Source organism: Companilactobacillus futsaii JCM 17355 (assembly GCF_001435505.1).
Lineage (GTDB): Bacteria > Bacillota > Bacilli > Lactobacillales > Lactobacillaceae > Companilactobacillus > Companilactobacillus futsaii.
In genome coordinates, this window is sequence record NZ_AZDO01000108.1 from 18,740 (window position 1) to 37,532 (window position 18,793).

Here is an 18,793-nt window from a genome sequence, read left to right on the forward strand (position 1 = left end):
TTACATAATGCGGAAGTAGTTCAGTGGTAGAACATCACCTTGCCATGGTGGGGGTCGCGGGTTCGAATCCCGTCTTCCGCTTCAGAGAATTTGAAAGTAAAAAAGGGTAATTAATTCTGACAAAGAATTGATTGCCTTTTTTCGTTCTCTAAGAATTGTTCAAAAAGGCAATCTAAAATTCCTATATTAACTTCAGGAATGTGTTAGGATTCTAATTGAGAACAATTATTAGTAAGGTAATTGAATTTTATTATTAATCTGAAGTGAATAAGTTAAATTAATTGCTTTTTTTGAAAACACAATTATACTTTCTAAACAGACACTTAAAAAGTAGAGGTAACGTTAATGGACAAAGTATTTACCGAAAGCGCCAAGAATGCACTTGTTTTAGCTCAAGAACGTGCTAAAGCATTTCATCACAATGCTGTTGGAACTGAGCATATTTTACTTGGTTTAACAATGGAAAATGATGGTATCGCCGGTATTACTTTGAGAGATCTAGCTGTTAGTGATCGAGATGTTGAAGAGGAGATTGAACATCTGACAGGTTATGGGGATGTCTCATCTAATACTGCTAAGGGAATTTACCTACCATATTCTCCTAAAGGACAATTAATTTTAAGTGCAGCTCAAGAAGTTTCTGACGTATACAAATCAAATCGTGTCGGAACTGAACACATTTTGTTAGCAATTCTTGATGACGCTGATAATTTAGCAAATCGAATTTTAGTTAACTTAGGACTTAGTTTGGCTAAGACTAAATCATTGCTTCTTTCGAAGATGGGAATGTCCAACAAGGCAGCTCGCCGTGGTTTTGCAGCCAATTTGTCTGACAAACAAAGAAAAAGTCAAGGACAAGCTAAAGGTAAAGGTGGTACACCAACACTTGACTCATTAGCTCGTGATTTGACAAAGATGGCTAAGGACAATCAAATCGATCCTGTTATTGGTCGTCAAAAGGAAGTTGAAAGAACTATTCAAATCCTTAGTCGTCGGACGAAGAATAATCCTGTTCTAGTAGGTGAACCTGGTGTTGGTAAAACTGCTATTGCTGAAGGGTTAGCTATTAGCATCGTTAAAAAAGAAGTTCCTTTTGATATGCAAAACAAACGTATCATGATGCTTGATATGGGTTCATTAGTCGCCGGTACTAAGTATCGTGGTGAGTTTGAGGACCGACTTAAAAAGATTATTCAAGAGATTTATGAAGATAAGCACGTAATTTTATTTATCGATGAATTGCATACCTTAATTGGTGCCGGTGGTGCTGAAGGAGCAATTGATGCTTCTAACATTTTGAAGCCAGCTTTAGCTCGTGGCGAATTGCAATTGATCGGTGCTACAACTTCAAATGAATATCAAAAATACATTGAAAAAGATACTGCTTTGGAACGTCGTTTTGCCAAAGTTTACGTTGAAGAACCTAGTGCTAAAGATTCTGTTCAAATTTTGGATGGTTTGCGTCCTAGATATGAACAACATCATGGTTTAACTATTTCTGATGAGGCAGTTGAGGCAGCGGTTCGGCTCTCAACTCGTTATCTAACAAACCGTTTCTTGCCTGATAAGGCTATTGATTTGATGGATGAGGCCTCAGCTAAAGTTAGAATTCATAATGTATCAAAGAACAACAAGCTAGAAGAATTAACTAACCAATCGATGCAGTTGATCAACGATAAGAACAACGCTATTTTAGATCAAGATTTTGAAAAAGCTGCTAAAATTCGTGAAGAAGAACAAGATATTCAGTCACAAATCGCAAAACTTAAAAATAAAAAATCTACAAGTAAAAAACCAGTTGTTACAGCTGATGATATTGCTGAAGTGATTGCTGAATGGACTGGTGTTCCAGTTAAACAAATTACTCGTAAGGAAAGCGAGAAGCTGCTTAACCTTGAGAAAGAACTCCACAAACGTGTTATTGGTCAAGATACTGCTATCAGTGCTGTATCCCGTGCTATTCGTCGTGCCAGAAGTGGTATGAAAGATCCAAACCGTCCAATCGGCTCATTTATGTTCTTAGGACCTACTGGTGTTGGTAAGACTGAATTGGCTAAGTCAATCGCTGAAGTTATGTTCGGTTCAGAAGACAACATGATCCGTGTCGATATGTCTGAATATATGGAACAATACAGTACTTCTAAATTGATTGGTTCGGCTCCAGGCTACGTTGGTTTCGATGAAGGTGGACAATTGACTGAGAAAGTTAGAAATGAACCTTATTCAGTTGTTCTCCTAGATGAAGTTGAAAAAGCTCATCCTGATGTCTTCAATATCTTGTTGCAAGTTCTCGATGATGGTATTTTAACTGATGCTAAGGGTCGTAAAGTCGACTTCAGAAATACGATCATCATCATGACTTCTAACTTAGGTGCTAGAGCCTTGAATGAAGAAAAAGAAGTTGGTTTCGGTGCTAAAGATGTCCATGATGATTTCAAAGAAATGCAAGAACGTATCGATGCTGAAATGAAGAAATTCTTCCGTCCAGAGTTCTTGAATCGTGTCGATGAAACGATTGTCTTCAAGGCTTTGAACAAAGAACAACTTAAGGCAATTGCTAAGATTATGAGTAGTAACCTTCAAAAGCGTTTAGCTGAAAGAGATATTAAGTTAGTAATTTCTCCAACTGCTTATAACGATTTAGTTAAAGATGGCTACAATCCAGAGTATGGTGCTCGTCCAATGAGAAGAACCATTCAAAGAGAAATTGAAGATCCAGTCAGTGAACAACTCTTAATGGGTAAGGTTGATGCTGGTGATACGATCAAGGTTGGTTCTAAGAAAGGCAAGTTAACTATCAATATAGCTAAACCAGAAAATAAAAAAACTCTAACTCATCAAAAATAATTTCCAACTATTGACAAGATGAGACTGTCAGAGTATTATGTCTTTTGAGATTCAAAGTTCAAATCGCATATCACGATCTATTGTCCGTGGTTATGCTAAATAAAAAACGCAAAAATAGATTTTTGATTCTATTTTTGGTTTTTTTTTGCCTAAAATTAGGTTATAAAACCGTTTTCAGACAAATTGTAATCAAATTGTAATATTTGAGATGTGATTTGAACAAATTAAATGTTGAGGTGAAAAATTTGACTTATCATAACGTTAATTATGGTGCACACCGTGTTCGTCGTAGTTATGCAAAGATCAAGGAAGTACTTCCTTTGCCAAATTTGATTGACATCCAAACAAATTCTTACAAGTGGTTCTTAGATGAAGGACTAAAAGATATGTTTGACGATATTATGCCAATCGATGACTTTGCGGGAAATCTTTCTTTGGAATACGTCGATTACAAGTTGCTCGAACCAAAATATACTGCTGAAGAAGCTAGAGCACATGATGCAAACTTCTCAGCACCATTACACGTAACTTTGAAGTTGACAAATCATGAAACTGGTGAAATCAAGACACAAGATGTCTTCTTTGGTGATTTCCCAATCATGACAGATGAAGGAACTTTCATCATCAACGGTGCTGAACGTGTTATTGTTTCTCAATTAGTACGTTCTCCTGGTATTTATTACAATCAAGATACTGATAAAAATGGCCGTATCAACTACGGTACTACTGTTATCCCTAACCGTGGTGCATGGTTGGAATATGAAACTGATGCTAAAGGTATCGGTTATGTAAGAATCGATAGAACTAGAAAGTTGCCTATTTCTGAACTAGTTAGAGCCCTTGGCTTTGGTGAAGATTCAGAAATTCTTGATATTTTTGGTGAAAACGATACTTTAAACCTTACTCTTGAAAAAGATGTTCATAAGGAAGCAACTGACTCACGTGTTGAAGAAGCTTTGAAAGATATCTATGAAAGACTTCGTCCTGGTGAACCAAAGACTGCAGATAGTTCTCGTTCATTACTATATGCTAGATTCTTTGACCCACGTAGATATGACTTAGCTCCTGTTGGTCGTTACAAGATCAATAAGAAGTTAAATCTTAAGACTAGACTTCTTAACAAGACTTTGGCTGAAACTCTTGCTGACCCAGATACTGGTGAAGTTATTTTAGCTAAGGACACATTGCTTGATCGTGATGCAATGAAGAAATTGAGTCCATATCTTGATAGAGATGATTTCAAGACTATTACTATGACTCCTTCAGATGAAGGTGTTCTAACAGATCCAATTACTATTCAAACAATCAAGATTTATTCAGAAGCTGATAATGAAAAAGTTGTTAATATTATTGGTAACGGTCATATTCCTGAAGAAAACCGCACAATTACACCAGCTGACATTTTAGCCGGTATTAACTACTTTTTGAACTTGAAAGAAGACATCGGTACTACAGATGATATTGATCACTTGGGTAACCGTCGTATTCGTTCTGTTGGTGAATTACTACAAAACCAATTCCGTATCGGTTTGTCACGTATGGAACGTGTTGTACGTGAAAGAATGTCAATTCAAGACTCAGCTACTGTTACACCTCAACAATTGATCAATATTAGACCCGTTGTAGCTTCAATCAAAGAATTCTTTGGTTCATCACAATTGTCACAATTCATGGATCAAACAAACCCACTTGGAGAACTAGAACACAAGCGTCGTCTTTCAGCCCTTGGACCTGGTGGTTTGACTCGTGACCGTGCCGGATATGAAGTTCGTGACGTTCACTATACTCACTATGGTCGTATGTGTCCTATTGAAACACCTGAAGGACCTAATATTGGACTTATTAATAATTTGGCTTCATACGCTATCATCAACAAATATGGTTTCATTGAAACACCATATCGTCGTGTTTCATGGGATACTCACAAAGTAACTGACAAGATCGATTACTTGACTGCTGATGAAGAAGATAACTATGTTGTTGCCCAAGCCAATACACCATTGAATGACGATGGTTCATTTGTTGATAATACAATTTTGGCTCGTCATAAGGATGACAACATCGAAACTACTCCAGAAAAAGTCGATTACATGGACGTTTCTCCTAAGCAAGTAGTTTCTGTTGCTACTGCATGTATTCCTTTCTTGGAAAACGATGACTCAAACCGTGCCTTGATGGGTGCTAACATGCAACGTCAAGCTGTTCCTTTGATCAATCCACATGCACCATTAGTTGGTACTGGTATGGAATACATTGCTGCTCATGATTCTGGTGCTGCTTTGCTTGCTGACTACAGTGGTGTTGTTGAATACGTTGATGCTAAGAAAGTTACTATCAAACGTGACGAAGACGGTACAACTGATGATTACAAGATCACTAAGTTCCGTCGTTCAAATAACGGTAAGTCATATAACCAAAGACCTATTGTTCATAAGGGTGAAGAAGTTAAGAAGGGTGAAATTATTGCTGATGGGCCTGCTATGGAAAACGGTGAATTAGCCCTTGGTCAAAACCCACTTATCGCCTTCATGACATGGAATATGTATAACTATGAAGATGCAATCGTTCTTTCAGAAAAATTAGTTCGTGAAGATGCATATACTTCAATCCATATCGAAGAGTATGAGTCAGAAGCACGTGATACTAAACTTGGACCTGAAGAAATCACACGTGAAATTCCTAATGTTGGTGAAGATTCATTGAAGGATCTTGACGAATTCGGAATTATTCGTATCGGTGCTGAAGTTCGTGATGGTGATATCTTAGTTGGTAAAGTTACACCTAAGGGTGTTACAGAATTATCAGCCGAAGAAAGACTATTGCACGCTATCTTTGGTGAAAAGGCTCGTGAAGTTCGTGATACTTCACTTCGTGTACCACATGGTGGTGGCGGAATTATTCAAGACGTTAAAGTCTTTACTCGTGAAGCCGGAGACGAACTTGATCCTGGTGTTAACATGTTAGTTCGTGTTTACATTGCTCAAAAGCGTAAGATTCAAGTTGGTGACAAGATGGCTGGACGTCACGGTAACAAGGGTACTGTTTCAATCGTTGTTCCTGAAGAAGATATGCCATACATGCCAGATGGTACTCCAGTAGATATCCTATTGAACCCAATGGGTGTTCCATCACGTATGAATATCGGACAAGTTCTAGACCTTCACTTAGGTATGGCCGCTAGAAAACTTGGTATCCACGTTACAACACCTGTTTTCGATGGTGTAACTAACGATGAACTTTGGGACATTGTTAAAGAAGCTGATATGGATTCAGATGGTAAGTCAATCCTTTATGATGGACGTACTGGTGAACCATTTAAGAACCGTGTTGCTGTTGGTGTCATGTATTACTTGAAACTAGCTCACATGGTTGATGATAAACTTCATGCTCGTTCAATCGGACCATACTCACTAGTTACTCAACAACCACTTGGTGGTAAAGCACAATTTGGTGGACAGAGATTTGGTGAAATGGAAGTTTGGGCCCTTGAAGCTTATGGTGCCGCTTATACATTGCAAGAAATCTTGACATACAAGTCTGATGATATCGTTGGACGTGTTAAGACTTATGAAGCTATCGTTAAGGGTGAAAGTATTCCAAAACCTGGTGTTCCTGAATCATTCCGTGTTCTTGTCAAAGAACTACAAGCCTTAGGACTAGATATGAAAGTTCTAGACTCACATAAGAAAGAAATTGAACTTAGAGATATGGACGAAGATGAAGATACAGTAAGCATTGACGCTCTATCTAAGTTTGCTAAACAACAAGAACAAAAACGTGCTGAAGAAGAAGCTAAGAAAGTCGAAGCATCTAAAGATTCAGCTGACTCAACTAGTACAAAATCAGAAAACTAGTTAAAACTTTAGGGAGGTTACCTTTTGATAGACGTTAATAAATTCGAAAGTATGCAAATTGGTTTAGCATCTCCGGATAAGATTCGTAGTTGGTCTTATGGGGAAGTTAAAAAGCCAGAAACTATCAACTACCGTACTTTGAAACCAGAAAAAGATGGTCTATTCGATGAAAGAATTTTCGGACCAACTAAAGACTGGGAATGTGCCTGTGGTAAGTACAAGCGTATCCGTTATAAGGGTATTGTTTGTGACCGCTGTGGTGTTGAAGTTACTCGTTCAAAGGTTCGTCGTGAACGTATGGCTCATATCGAACTAGCAGCCCCAGTATCACACATCTGGTACTTCAAGGGTATCCCATCACGTATGGGACTTGTTTTGGACATGAGTCCAAGAAACTTGGAAGAAGTAATCTACTTTGCATCATATGTAGTTATCGACCCAGGTGAAACAGATCTAGAAAAGAAACAACTATTAACTGAAACAGAATATCGTAAGAAACGTGAAGAATTTGGTGACAAGTTTGTTGCTAAGATGGGTGCTGAAGGTGTCCGTGATTTACTTAGCCAAGTTGATATGGATGCTGAAGTTAAAGAACTACGTGAAACATTGAAGTCCGCTCAAGGACAAAAACGTACACGTGCTATCAGACGTTTGGATATCTTAAGTGCTTTCCAAAAATCAGGTAACAAACCTGAATGGATGATAATGGAAGCAATTCCCGTTATCCCACCTGATTTACGTCCAATGGTTCAACTTGAAGGTGGCCGTTTTGCCACTTCTGATTTGAACGATTTGTACCGTCGTGTTATTAACCGTAACAATCGTTTGAAGAGATTGTTAGACTTGCACGCTCCAAGTATCATTGTTCAAAATGAAAAGAGAATGTTGCAAGAAGCTGTCGATGCTTTGATCGATAATGGTCGTCGTGGCCGTCCTGTTACAGGTCCTGGTAACCGTCCATTGAAGTCACTTTCACACATGCTTAAAGGTAAGCAAGGACGTTTCCGTCAAAACTTACTTGGTAAACGTGTTGACTACTCAGGACGTTCAGTTATCGATGTTGGTCCTACACTTAAGTTCTATCAATGTGGACTTCCACGCGAAATGGCTTTGGAATTGTTCAAACCATTCGTTATGCATGAACTTGTAAAAAGAGAAATTGCTTCTAACGTTAAAAATGCTAGAAGAAAGATCGACAGACAAGATGATGATATCTGGGATGTACTAGAAGATGTTATCAAGGAACGTCCAGTACTTCTTAACCGTGCCCCTACACTTCACAGACTTGGTATTCAAGCCTTTGAACCTGTATTGGTTGATGGTAAATCAATGCGTTTGCACCCATTAGCTTGTGAAGCTTACAATGCTGATTTCGATGGGGATCAGATGGCTATCCACGTTCCTCTATCAGACGAAGCTCAAGCTGAAGCTCGTATGTTGATGCTAGCTGCTCACCATATTCTTGCTCCTAAAGATGGTAAGCCTATCGTTACTCCTTCACAGGATGTTGTTTTAGGTAACTACTATCTAACAATCGAAACAAGACATATGACTGGTGAAGGTAAGATCTTCAAGGATGCTAACGAAGTACAAACAGCACTTCTAAATGGTGATGTTCACTACCACACAAGAATTGGTATCGCTGTAGATTCAATGCCTAATAAGCCATTCAAGGATGAACAAAGAGATAAAGTTATGATTACTTCAGTTGGTAAAGTAATCTTTAACGAAATTCTTCCTGAAGATTTCCCATACTTGAATGAACCAACTGATGACAACTTGATGCATGGTGTTCCTGATAAATACTTCCTTGGTAATGGTGAAGATATTCATCAACGTCTTGACGAAATGGATCTAGTAGACCCATTGAAGAGTGGTTATCTATCAGATATCATCGCTCAAGTCTTCAAGATTTACCGTGTTCAAAGAACTTCATCACTACTTGATGATATGAAGGAATTAGGTTACACAATCTGTACACTTTCTGGTTTGACAGTTGGTGTTACTGATGTTCCTAACTTAACTCAAAAACCTGAAATCATTGAAAAAGCCCACAAACAAGTTGCTTCAATTTCTAAGCAATTCCGTCGTGGTCTTATCACTGACTCAGAACGTCACGACCGTGTTATCAGTGTTTGGAACGATACAAAGGATGAAATTCAACAATTGTTGATTGACTCATTTGATCCTACAAACCCTATCTCAATGATGTCTGACTCTGGTGCCCGTGGTAACATTTCAAACTTTACTCAGCTAGCTGGTATGCGTGGACTTATGGCTGCTCCTAACGGTGGTATGATGGAAATCCCTGTTATTTCTAACTTCCGTGAAGGACTAACAGTTATGGAAATGTTCATGTCAACCCACGGTGCTCGTAAAGGTATGACTGATACAGCCTTGAAGACAGCCAACTCAGGTTACTTAACACGCCGTCTAGTTGATGTTGCTCAAGATGTTATTGTTCGTGAAGAAGATTGTGGTACTGATCGTGGTCTTGTCGTAAGTGCAATCACTGAAGGTACTGATATGATCGAACCATTGTATGACAGACTAGTTGGTCGTTATACTCAAAAGACTGTCAAGGATCCTAAGACTGGTGACGTCATTGTTCCTCGTGGTGTCTTGATGGATGAAGATATTGCTCAAAAGGTTGTTGACGCAGGTGTTACACACGTTACAATCCGTTCTGCATTCACATGTGATACAAAGCATGGTGTATGTAAGAAATGTTACGGTAGAAACCTTGCTACTGGTGAAGAAGTTGAAATTGGTGAAGCTGTTGGTACTGTTGCCGCCCAATCAATCGGTGAACCTGGTACACAATTGACTATGAGAAACTTCCATACCGGTGGTGTTGCTGGTGGCGATGATATTACCCAAGGACTTCCTCGTGTTCAAGAAATTGTTGAAGCTAGAAATCCTAAAGGTCTTGCTGTTATTTCTGAAGTTGATGGTACTGTTACTGCAATCGATGAAAACCCAGCTGAACATACTAAGGAAATCACTGTTGAAGGTGATATCGATAAGAGATCTTACAGTGTACCTTACACATCAAGTGTTGCGGTTGCCGAAGGTGATCACGTTAAACGTGGTGGTAAGTTGACACAAGGTTCAATCGATCCTAAGGAATTGATCAAAGTTACAAACGTCCTACATACAGAAAACTATTTGCTTGCTGAAATTCAAAAAGTTTACCGTATGCAAGGTGTTGATATCTCTGATAAGCACTTTGAGGTCATGGTTAGACAAATGCTTAGAAAGATCCGTATTCTTGATCCTGGTGACACAGATGTATTGCCTGGTCAATTGATGGATATTTCTCAATTTACTGACCATAACCGTGAGACATTGTTCAATGGTGGTGTTCCTGCTACTGGACGTCCTGTTCTTCTTGGTATTACGAAAGCATCTCTTGAAACTAACAGTTTCTTGTCAGCTGCTTCCTTCCAAGAAACAACAAGAGTTCTTACAGATGCTTCAATTAGAGGTAAAAATGATCCACTTCTTGGTCTTAAGGAAAATGTTATTATTGGTAAGCTTATCCCTGCTGGTACTGGTATGGCTAAGTACAACCATATGGAACCTAAGAAAGTCGGCCCTATGGCAGACAATTCATTAAATGGTGCTTACACAATTTCTGATATCGAAGCTCAAATGAAAGCTGAAGATGCTGCTAAAGAAGAAAAGCATTAATAAATAAAAAAAGTCGATAGATTAATTTCTATCGGCTTTTTTTGTAAAATGTTGGACAAATGACTTGTATTTATTTCAGTATTATCCACTATAATAGTAGGTATAAATTACTGAAAATAATTTGGGGGTTAATATTTTGCAAAAACAAGAATTATCATATAAAGACACCAAATTTACAGTTGATACTTATTGGATTGATCCATTAGTAGATTATGAAGAACAAGTTGATCGTCCGGTAGTTATCATCTGTCCTGGTGGTGGTTTTAAATTTCATTCTGATCGTGAAGCACAACCAATCGCTTTGAAGTTTAATTCAATCGGTGTTCACGCCATAGTGCTACGTTATCAATTAGTCGATGATGATCACAGTGTTTATCCATTGTCATTACAAGAAATGGCAACGACTTTGAATTGGTTGAAAACTCAAGGTGAACATCATATTGATTTAAAGAAAGTTATTTTAATAGGCTTTTCAGCTGGGAGCCAAATTGTGGCTGACTTTAACTCCATCATGTTGGATCCAGAACAACGTGAGAAGATTTTTACTGATGAATTGCAAGTTGAACCAGCCGTTAACGTTATGGGGTATCCAGTCGTTGATATGACACTAGGTTGGCCTAAAGATGATAGTTGGGCTATGAAGATTTCTCCAGATATTTATTATTGGCAAGCTCAAGAGCATTTGACTAAGAATGGAAAACCAACATTCATTTGGCAAACTGTTACAGATGAAGTAGTGCCAGTGATGAATTCAATCATTTATGCTCAAAAGATGGATATCTTAAAGATTCCATATGAAATGCATTTATTTGGATCTGGTAACCATGGATTGTCGTTAGCAACTTATGTTACTCAAAATCCTGGGGTGGAGAAAAACCTCAATGATTATGATGCTAAATGGTGGGAGCTTTGTGTTAACTGGCTTAAATTACAAAAGATTTTACCTAAACATTAAATAAGAGAGCGGATAGATTATTCCTGTTGACCAAGTCAAATAAGGGATGAATCTAAAAGCTCTTTTTTTGTACCCGAAATATTGAATCAGACAAAAACAACAAGCTAATAATAATATGCATAAAAATGAATTTAAATCGAAAAGCAATCCAATGATAGTTAAGACTTCAATGTCTCCTAATCCTAGAGAATATATTTTTTGTAATAAAATCAAACTTAAATAGATGGCTATTGCAGCCAGCCAATGTAAATGATTAAAACGTAGAAAAAAGCTTGGAAGAGCTAGTAAATAAAAAATAGGATAAATGTAGCCAAAGAAGAAGTCACTAAATCCTAAAACAATTAACATTAGAAAAAGGGGCAAGTAAGAGAAGTCATCAATATATAATAAAAAACATGACATCAAACCACCTATGAATTCAAGAAGCGGATTACTAAAATTAAGTTGATTTTTGCAAGAATTGCATTTACCATGAATTATGAAATAACCTATTATAGGTATAATTTCGAACCATCGTAGAATCCTACTGCAGTAGTCACAATGAGAACGCCGAGAAAGACTGATCTGTGGGTAATCATGTGCAATGACTTTTAGAAAGGAGATAATGCAAGCTCCTAGTATGAAAAATAATAAGTATAAAAAGTATATCAATTTAACCACCTCATTAAAGATTACGTTGAAATGTGGATAACTTTTTAGAAAGGTTGCATTGACATGGCATTTTTAAGATGGTATTCTAATAGACGTGCTTTTATTGGCAGCAATATTAGTTTGTTTATTAAATATAAAGCTCATAACGTACGCCACTAACGTGGTTTATTATTTTACTCAAATATGAACCACCTGGATGTGTGTACTTAAATAATTAGGAGGAACTTTGAATGCCTACAATTAATCAATTAGTTCGCAAAGGCCGTAAGTCACAAACTTCAAAGTCTGATGCACCTGCATTGAACTACGGCTACAATAGTATGAAGAAAGTTGCCACAAAGAACCCAGCCCCACAAAAACGTGGTGTTGCAACTCGTGTCGGAACAATGACACCTAAGAAACCTAACTCTGCCCTACGTAAGTATGCCCGTGTTAGATTATCAAACCTTATTGAAGTAACAGCATATATCCCAGGAATTGGCCACAACCTACAAGAGCACAGTGTTGTTTTAGTACGTGGTGGACGTGTAAAGGATCTACCTGGTGTTCGTTATCACGTTGTTCGTGGTGCCTTAGATACTGCCGGTGTTGATGGACGTATGCAAAGTCGTTCAAAATATGGTGCTAAGAAGCCTAAGAAATAACAATTAATTATTATAAAGAAATAATGTAATAACGGAGGAATTTAATATGCGTAAAGGTAGAGCTCCAAAACGTGATGTTTTGCCAGACCCAATGTACAACTCAAAGCTAGTAACTCGTTTGATCAACCATTTGATGTATGATGGTAAAAGAGGTACTGCTTCAACAATTTTATATCGTGCATTCGATATTATTAAGGATAAAACAGGTAACGAACCATTGGACGTGTTTGAAGAAGCAATGAACAATGTTATGCCTGTTCTTGAAGTTAAGGCTCGCCGTATCGGTGGTTCTAACTATCAAATTCCTATCGAAGTTCGTCCAGATCGTCGTACAACTCTTGGACTTCGTTGGATTACAAGTTATGCTCGTCTACGTGGTGAACACACAATGGACGAACGTCTAGCTAACGAAATTATGGATGCAGCTAACAATACTGGTGCTGCTGTTAAGAAACGTGAAGATACACACAAGATGGCCGATGCTAACCGTGCATTCGCTCACTATCGCTGGTAGGATCTAGTTTTAAAACTAGTTAATTTGAGAGGAGAAACAATTTTTCATGGCTAATAAACGTGAATTTCCACTAGAAGATACCCGTAATATTGGTATCATGGCCCACATCGATGCCGGTAAAACTACAACTACAGAACGTATCTTGTACTATACTGGTAAAATCCATAAAATTGGTGAAACACATGATGGTGCTTCACAAATGGACTGGATGGCTCAAGAACAAGAACGTGGTATTACTATCACATCAGCTGCTACAACTGCTGAATGGAAGAACAACCGTATCAATATCATTGATACTCCAGGACACGTTGACTTCACAATCGAAGTTGAACGTTCACTCCGTGTTCTAGATGGTGCTATTACAGTTCTTGATGCTCAATCAGGTGTTGAACCACAAACAGAAAATGTTTGGCGTCAAGCTTCAACATACGGTGTTCCAAGAATCGTCTTTGTTAACAAGATGGATAAAATCGGTGCTAACTTTGACTACTCTGTAGAAACATTGCATGAAAGACTAGATGCTAACGCACATGCTATTCAAATGCCTATTGGTGCCGAAGACAAATTCGAAGGTGTTATCGACTTGCTTGAAATGAAAGCCGATCTATACGACGAAGATGAATTAGGTACAAAATGGGATACAGTTGATGTTCCTGAAGAATATCGTGCTGAAGCTGAAAAGAAACGTTCTGAATTGATCGAAGCTGTTGCTGATGTTGATGATGATATCATGGACAAGTACCTTGAAGGTGAAGAAATCAGTAACGATGAGATCCGTGCTGCTATTCGTAAAGCAACAATTAACTTGAAGTTCTTCCCAGTTCTTGCAGGTTCTGCCTTCAAGAATAAGGGTGTTCAAATGTTGATGGATGCCGTTGTTGACTACTTACCATCACCACTTGATGTACGTCCTTATAAGGCTACAGATCCTAAGGATGACTCAGAAGTTGAACTTATGGCTGACGATTCAAAGCCATTTGCTGGTTTAGCATTTAAGATTGCTACTGACCCATTCGTTGGACGTCTAACATACATTCGTGTATATAGAGGTTCACTAGAATCAGGTTCATACGTTCTTAACTCAACTAAGAACAAGCGTGAACGTGTTGGTCGTTTGCTACAAATGCACTCTAACCACCGTAAGGAAATCCCTGAAGTATTCTCTGGTGATATCGCTGCTGTTATCGGTTTGAAGAACACTACAACAGGTGATTCTCTAACAGATACTGATCACCCATTGATCCTTGAATCATTGGATATTCCAGATCCAGTTATCCAAGTTTCTATCGAACCTAACTCAAAGGAAGATAGAGATAAGATGGATGTTGCTATCCAAAAACTATCTGAAGAAGATCCAACTTTCCAAGCTGAAACAAATCCTGAAACTGGTGAAACATTGATCGCCGGAATGGGTGAATTGCACTTGGATATCATGGTTGATCGTATGAAACGTGAATTTAACGTTGCATGTAAGGTTGGTGAACCTCAAGTTGCTTACCGTGAAACATTTACACAACAAACAAGTGCTCAAGGTAAGTTCGTTCGTCAATCTGGTGGTAAAGGTCAATATGGTGATGTTTGGGTTGAATTTACACCTAACGAAGAAGGTAAAGGCTTTGAATTCGAAGATGCTATCGTCGGTGGTGTTGTTCCTCGTGAATACATCCCTTCAGTAGAACAAGGATTGAAAGAATCAATGGAAAATGGTGTTCTTGCCGGATATCCATTGATCGATGTTAAGGCTAAGTTGTATGATGGTTCATATCACGAAGTCGATTCATCTGAAGCTGCCTTCAAGATTGCTGCTTCAATGGCTCTACGTAACGCTGCTAAGTCAGCTGGCGCTGTAATTCTTGAACCTATTATGAAGGTTGAAATTGTTACACCAGAAGATTACTTGGGTGATGTTATGGGACAAGTTACTGCTCGTCGTGGACGTGTTGAAGGTATGGAAGCACGTGGTAATGCACAACTTATCAATGCTTTCGTTCCACTTGCAGAAATGTTTGGTTACGCTACAACACTTCGTTCAGCAACACAAGGTCGTGGTACATTTACAATGACAATGGATCACTACGAAAAGGTTCCTAAGTCAATTCAAGCTGAAATCATTAAGAAAAATGGTGGAAACCCTGAAGAATAATTACTAATTTAGTAAATTAAAAAACGTAATGACAATCGTCGTTACGTTTTTTTTTATGCAAAAAAATACTTCTCAATTAAGAGAAGTATCCATTAAATGATCTATTTCTTCTATTATAAACAGATTTTAGTAATAACAATGCAATTATGATGAAGACTAAAGTTTCAATGATGGTCAAGATATTGTCGGCTGTTGTGACCTTACCAGACATTAATTCTCCAGAAACACTGAAAACTAACGTATCCAATAAAAAGTGGATGATAACTGGCAAATAAAATAAATCAGTGTATAGATAAATACCACACATCAATAGTCCCATTCCAAAAGCAAAGATAACTTGTTCAATTGTACTAGCTAAATTTTGTCCTGCAGATATGTTTCCCAAATGTAGTAGGCCAAAACATAAACTACTAATGATAGATGCCCAAAATATATGAAACGGACTGTTTTTAAAGGCAACTAACAGAATAGTTAAAAATGCATAACGGAAAAGTAACTCCTCGGCAATGCCGGCTTCGAGACCACTTAAAATGTATTGTGGTTTTAAATTAATACCAGAAAAATTAAAGTGGAAGAATGAAGTAATAACATTACCACTGCCAAATGCATTCCAGAGTACAAACCAAAGGCTAAAAATTAAAACTAAACTGAGAACACCCCAATTGACGTTTTTTGATAAACGCATTTTTGGAAGACCGTACCCCCAGCGTGTCATTAAAACTAGAATTAGGATCATAAAAGTAATGCCTCCGAGAAAACTAGAATTAATAACTAATGATAGAAAAGGATTAAAGTACAAAATCGTTCCATAAGTAATCAGGTTCAAATTATTCATTGCTAAGATTGCAAAACAAAAGATACTAATTAGTAGCTGTAACGTTTTACTATGAATTGCACCAAAGAAAACTCTGATGTAAGGAATGTAAATTACGAGCATAGTAATGAGTAGTAATGCAATTGAGGAAGGTAAGTTCCAATTGTATAGTCGCATGGAGACGCTGATCAAATAATGATATGATTCTGCAATCGTAACAGACTGAAAGAATAGTTGGAAAATATAATTTATCCGATCAATTATTTTTTCAGGACTTGGTTTTAGGTACAAGGCTAAGAGATTCAAAAAGATAGGGATAAATAAAAAGAGATTTTTGGTTACAGCACTGTACCAGAAAAAGATTAGTGCATTAAGGATAACTTGAGCTTTGAACAAAATAAAATAACTTTTGTCTTTATTATTTCGTGAAAACCTGTTATTATAACTAAATTCGAGATTATTATTCAATTTACACCTCCACTACATCTTTAGAGTATAGTTGAAAAACATTTTTTTAGAAAGCGTCTTTCATTTGAAAAAATACTTGATTTAATCTTGAAAATGTGGAGTTCATCGTGTAATATTATAAGAGTGCTTATTTCACATAGAAGTATGTACTAAAGTGATATTGAAATAATATCGACGGCTTAGAAGTGAGAGGTTGCGACACACCCGGCCGCTTTGCCACGGCAGGGCTGGCGGATATTTTCACGGAGCCGGTCATCTTGAAAGAGACAAAAAGGAGGTAACCCCATGGCAAGTCAAAAAATTCGCATTCGTTTGAAGGCTTATGAACATCGTATTCTAGATCAATCAGCTGACAAAATTGTGGAAACAGCAAAAAGAACTGGTGCACAAATTTCAGGCCCAATTCCATTGCCTACAGAACGTTCACTATATACAGTGCTAGCATCACCACACAAGCACAAGGATTCTAGAGAACAATTCGAAATGCGTACACATAAAAGACTTATCGACGTTGTTAACCCAACAAAGAAGACGGTTGATTCACTAATGAAGTTGGATCTACCATCTGGTGTTGACATTGAAATCAAATTATAATCAATTAATTAATCAAAAATAAATTATTGGAGGTGCAAACATGGCCAGAAAAGGTATTCTTGGTAAAAAAGTCGGAATGACTCAAATTTTCACTGACAACGGAGAACTTGTTCCCGTAACAGTTGTTGAAGCAACACCAAACGTTGTTATGCAACTTAAGACAGTTGAAAATGATGGTTATGAAGCCGTTCAACTAGGTTTTGAAGATAGACGTGAAGTCCTATCAAACAAACCAGCCAAAGGTCATGCAGAAAAGGCAAACACAACTCCTAAACACTACATTCGCGAATTCCGCGATGTTGAAATGGGAGATTATGAATTAGGTGGCAACGTAACAGTTGATACATTTAATTCAGGTGATATTGTCGACGTTACAGGTACAACAAAGGGACACGGAATGCAAGGTAACATTAAGCGTTTTGGTCAAGCTCGTGGTCCAGAAACTCACGGTTCTAGATATCACCGTGTTGCTGGTTCAATGGGTGCCATCATTAACCGTGTATTCAAAGGAAAGATGCTTCCAGGTGTTATGGGTAATAACCGTGTTACTACACAAAACCTTGAAATCATCAAAGTTGATGCAGAACGTAACGCAATCATGATTAAGGGTAATGTTCCCGGTGCAAACAAATCATTAGTTAAAATCCAAACAGCTATTAAAGCTAATCAAAAATAGGAAGGAGGAAATGAGTTATGACAAAAATCACAGCTTACAAAGATAACGGTGCTGAGAACGGTGCTGTTGAAGTACAAGATGCAATCTTTGGTATCGAACCAAACGATAGTGTTGTTACAGATGCAGTAATCATGCAACGTGCATCAATGAGACAAGGTACTCATGATGTTAAGAACCGTTCCGAAGTACGTGGTGGTGGAAGAAAGCCATGGCGTCAAAAGGGTACAGGACGTGCTCGTCAAGGTTCAATTAGATCACCTCAATGGGTAGGTGGTGGTGTCGTATTCGGCCCAACACCAAGATCATATGCCTATCACCTTCCTAAGAAGGTTAGCCGTTTGGCATTGAAGTCTGTACTTTCACAAAAGGCTGCTGACAGTAACTTAATCGTTATTGACTCAATTTCATACGACAAGCCAAGTACAAAAGCTTTTGCACAATTACTAAATACAGTAGGTGTTGATAACAAGGCTCTTGTAGTTGTTGAAGATGGTAACGACAATGTTGCTTTATCAGCAAGAAACATTGATAAAGTTAAGGTTGTTGCACCAGAAGGTGTTAACGTTCTTGACGTTATTAACGCAAACAAGTTAGTTGTTACAAAAGCAGCACTTTCTAAAATTGAGGAGGTGCTTGGATAATGAACGCTAGAGACGTAATTATTCGCCCTATTATTACTGAAAGCTCAATGGATGCTATGAACGACAAGAAATATACTTTCGCTGTTGCTCTAGATGCTAACAAAGTTCTTGTTAGACAAGCCGTTGAAGAAATTTTCGGTGTTAAGGTTAAGCAAGTAAATATCATGAATGTTTCTGGTAAGAAGAAGCGCCAAGGTCGTTACGAAGGTTTTACTGCAAAACGTCGTAAGGCTATCGTTACTCTTACAGCAGATTCAGATGAAATTAAGATTTTTGACGAAGAATAAATAAGGAGGTCA

At 37.8% G+C, this 18,793-nt stretch carries 13 protein-coding genes and 1 tRNA gene; 12 read left to right on the forward strand and 2 right to left on the reverse strand.

Going from position 1 to position 18,793, the window contains the following annotated elements:
* Positions 1-9: 9 nt before the first annotated feature.
* The 5 genes from FC88_RS08045 to FC88_RS08065 all read left to right on the forward strand — a co-directional run bounded on the left by FC88_RS08045 (position 10) and on the right by FC88_RS08065 (position 11,349).
* Positions 10-81, forward strand: a tRNA-Gly gene (locus FC88_RS08045).
* 264 nt (positions 82-345) lie between these two features.
* The gene (locus FC88_RS08050; RefSeq protein ID WP_057814530.1) at positions 346-2,847 is read left to right on the forward strand and encodes an ATP-dependent Clp protease ATP-binding subunit; all 2,502 of its coding nucleotides are present in this window, start codon (positions 346-348) and stop codon (positions 2,845-2,847) included.
* Positions 2,848-3,092: 245 nt separating this feature from the next.
* Positions 3,093-6,701 carry a DNA-directed RNA polymerase subunit beta gene (gene rpoB / locus FC88_RS08055; RefSeq protein ID WP_057814532.1) on the forward strand — a complete coding sequence of 1,203 codons (3,609 nt, stop codon included), beginning with the start codon at positions 3,093-3,095 and terminating at the stop codon, positions 6,699-6,701.
* Positions 6,702-6,725: 24 nt separating this feature from the next.
* Positions 6,726-10,394, forward strand: coding sequence for a DNA-directed RNA polymerase subunit beta' (rpoC, locus tag FC88_RS08060; protein WP_057814534.1), 3,669 nt, complete (start codon positions 6,726-6,728; stop codon positions 10,392-10,394).
* Between the two features lie 136 nt (positions 10,395-10,530).
* Positions 10,531-11,349, forward strand: a complete 819-nt coding sequence (locus FC88_RS08065) for an alpha/beta hydrolase (protein ID WP_057814536.1) — start codon at positions 10,531-10,533, stop codon at positions 11,347-11,349.
* On the opposite strand, the gene FC88_RS13380 is transcribed toward FC88_RS08065, so the two are convergent.
* On the reverse strand, positions 11,335-12,009 hold the full coding sequence (locus FC88_RS13380; protein WP_420838792.1) for a prepilin peptidase: 675 nt from the start codon (positions 12,007-12,009) through the stop codon (positions 11,335-11,337). The genes FC88_RS08065 and FC88_RS13380 overlap by 15 nt on opposite strands.
* Before the next feature lie 221 nt (positions 12,010-12,230).
* Between FC88_RS13380 and rpsL the strand changes: the two genes are divergently transcribed.
* The 3 genes from rpsL to fusA are packed head-to-tail and all read left to right on the forward strand — an operon-like array spanning position 12,231 to position 15,301.
* Complete coding sequence (gene rpsL, locus FC88_RS08070) at positions 12,231-12,644, forward strand: 30S ribosomal protein S12 (RefSeq protein WP_010018509.1); 414 nt, start codon at positions 12,231-12,233, stop codon at positions 12,642-12,644.
* Between the two features lie 46 nt (positions 12,645-12,690).
* Positions 12,691-13,158, forward strand: coding sequence for a 30S ribosomal protein S7 (rpsG, locus tag FC88_RS08075; protein WP_010018510.1), 468 nt, complete (start codon positions 12,691-12,693; stop codon positions 13,156-13,158).
* A gap of 46 nt (positions 13,159-13,204) precedes the next feature.
* Complete coding sequence (gene fusA / locus FC88_RS08080) at positions 13,205-15,301, forward strand: elongation factor G (protein WP_057814538.1); 2,097 nt, start codon at positions 13,205-13,207, stop codon at positions 15,299-15,301.
* A 76-nt stretch (positions 15,302-15,377) separates the two neighbouring features.
* On the opposite strand, the gene FC88_RS08085 is transcribed toward fusA, so the two are convergent.
* Positions 15,378-16,583: a CPBP family intramembrane glutamic endopeptidase gene (locus tag FC88_RS08085; RefSeq protein ID WP_057814540.1), complete on the reverse strand. Its 1,206-nt coding sequence runs from the start codon at positions 16,581-16,583 to the stop codon at positions 15,378-15,380.
* Positions 16,584-16,868: 285 nt separating this feature from the next.
* Here FC88_RS08085 and rpsJ point away from each other — a divergent pair, with 285 nt between their 5' ends.
* From rpsJ to rplW, 4 genes are read left to right on the forward strand one after another with little or no spacing between them, the layout of a single operon-like run.
* Positions 16,869-17,177: a 30S ribosomal protein S10 gene (gene rpsJ, locus FC88_RS08090; RefSeq protein WP_010018513.1), complete on the forward strand. Its 309-nt coding sequence runs from the start codon at positions 16,869-16,871 to the stop codon at positions 17,175-17,177.
* A gap of 40 nt (positions 17,178-17,217) precedes the next feature.
* A complete protein-coding gene (gene rplC, locus FC88_RS08095; protein WP_010018514.1) occupies positions 17,218-17,853 on the forward strand; it encodes a 50S ribosomal protein L3 in 636 nt (211 codons plus the stop codon).
* Between the two features lie 17 nt (positions 17,854-17,870).
* Positions 17,871-18,494 carry a 50S ribosomal protein L4 gene (rplD, locus tag FC88_RS08100; RefSeq protein WP_057814542.1) on the forward strand — a complete coding sequence of 208 codons (624 nt, stop codon included), beginning with the start codon at positions 17,871-17,873 and terminating at the stop codon, positions 18,492-18,494.
* On the forward strand, positions 18,494-18,781 hold the full coding sequence (rplW, locus tag FC88_RS08105) for a 50S ribosomal protein L23 (protein ID WP_057814544.1): 288 nt from the start codon (positions 18,494-18,496) through the stop codon (positions 18,779-18,781). Before rplD ends, rplW begins: the two co-directional genes overlap by 1 nt.
* Positions 18,782-18,793: the final 12 nt, after the last annotated feature.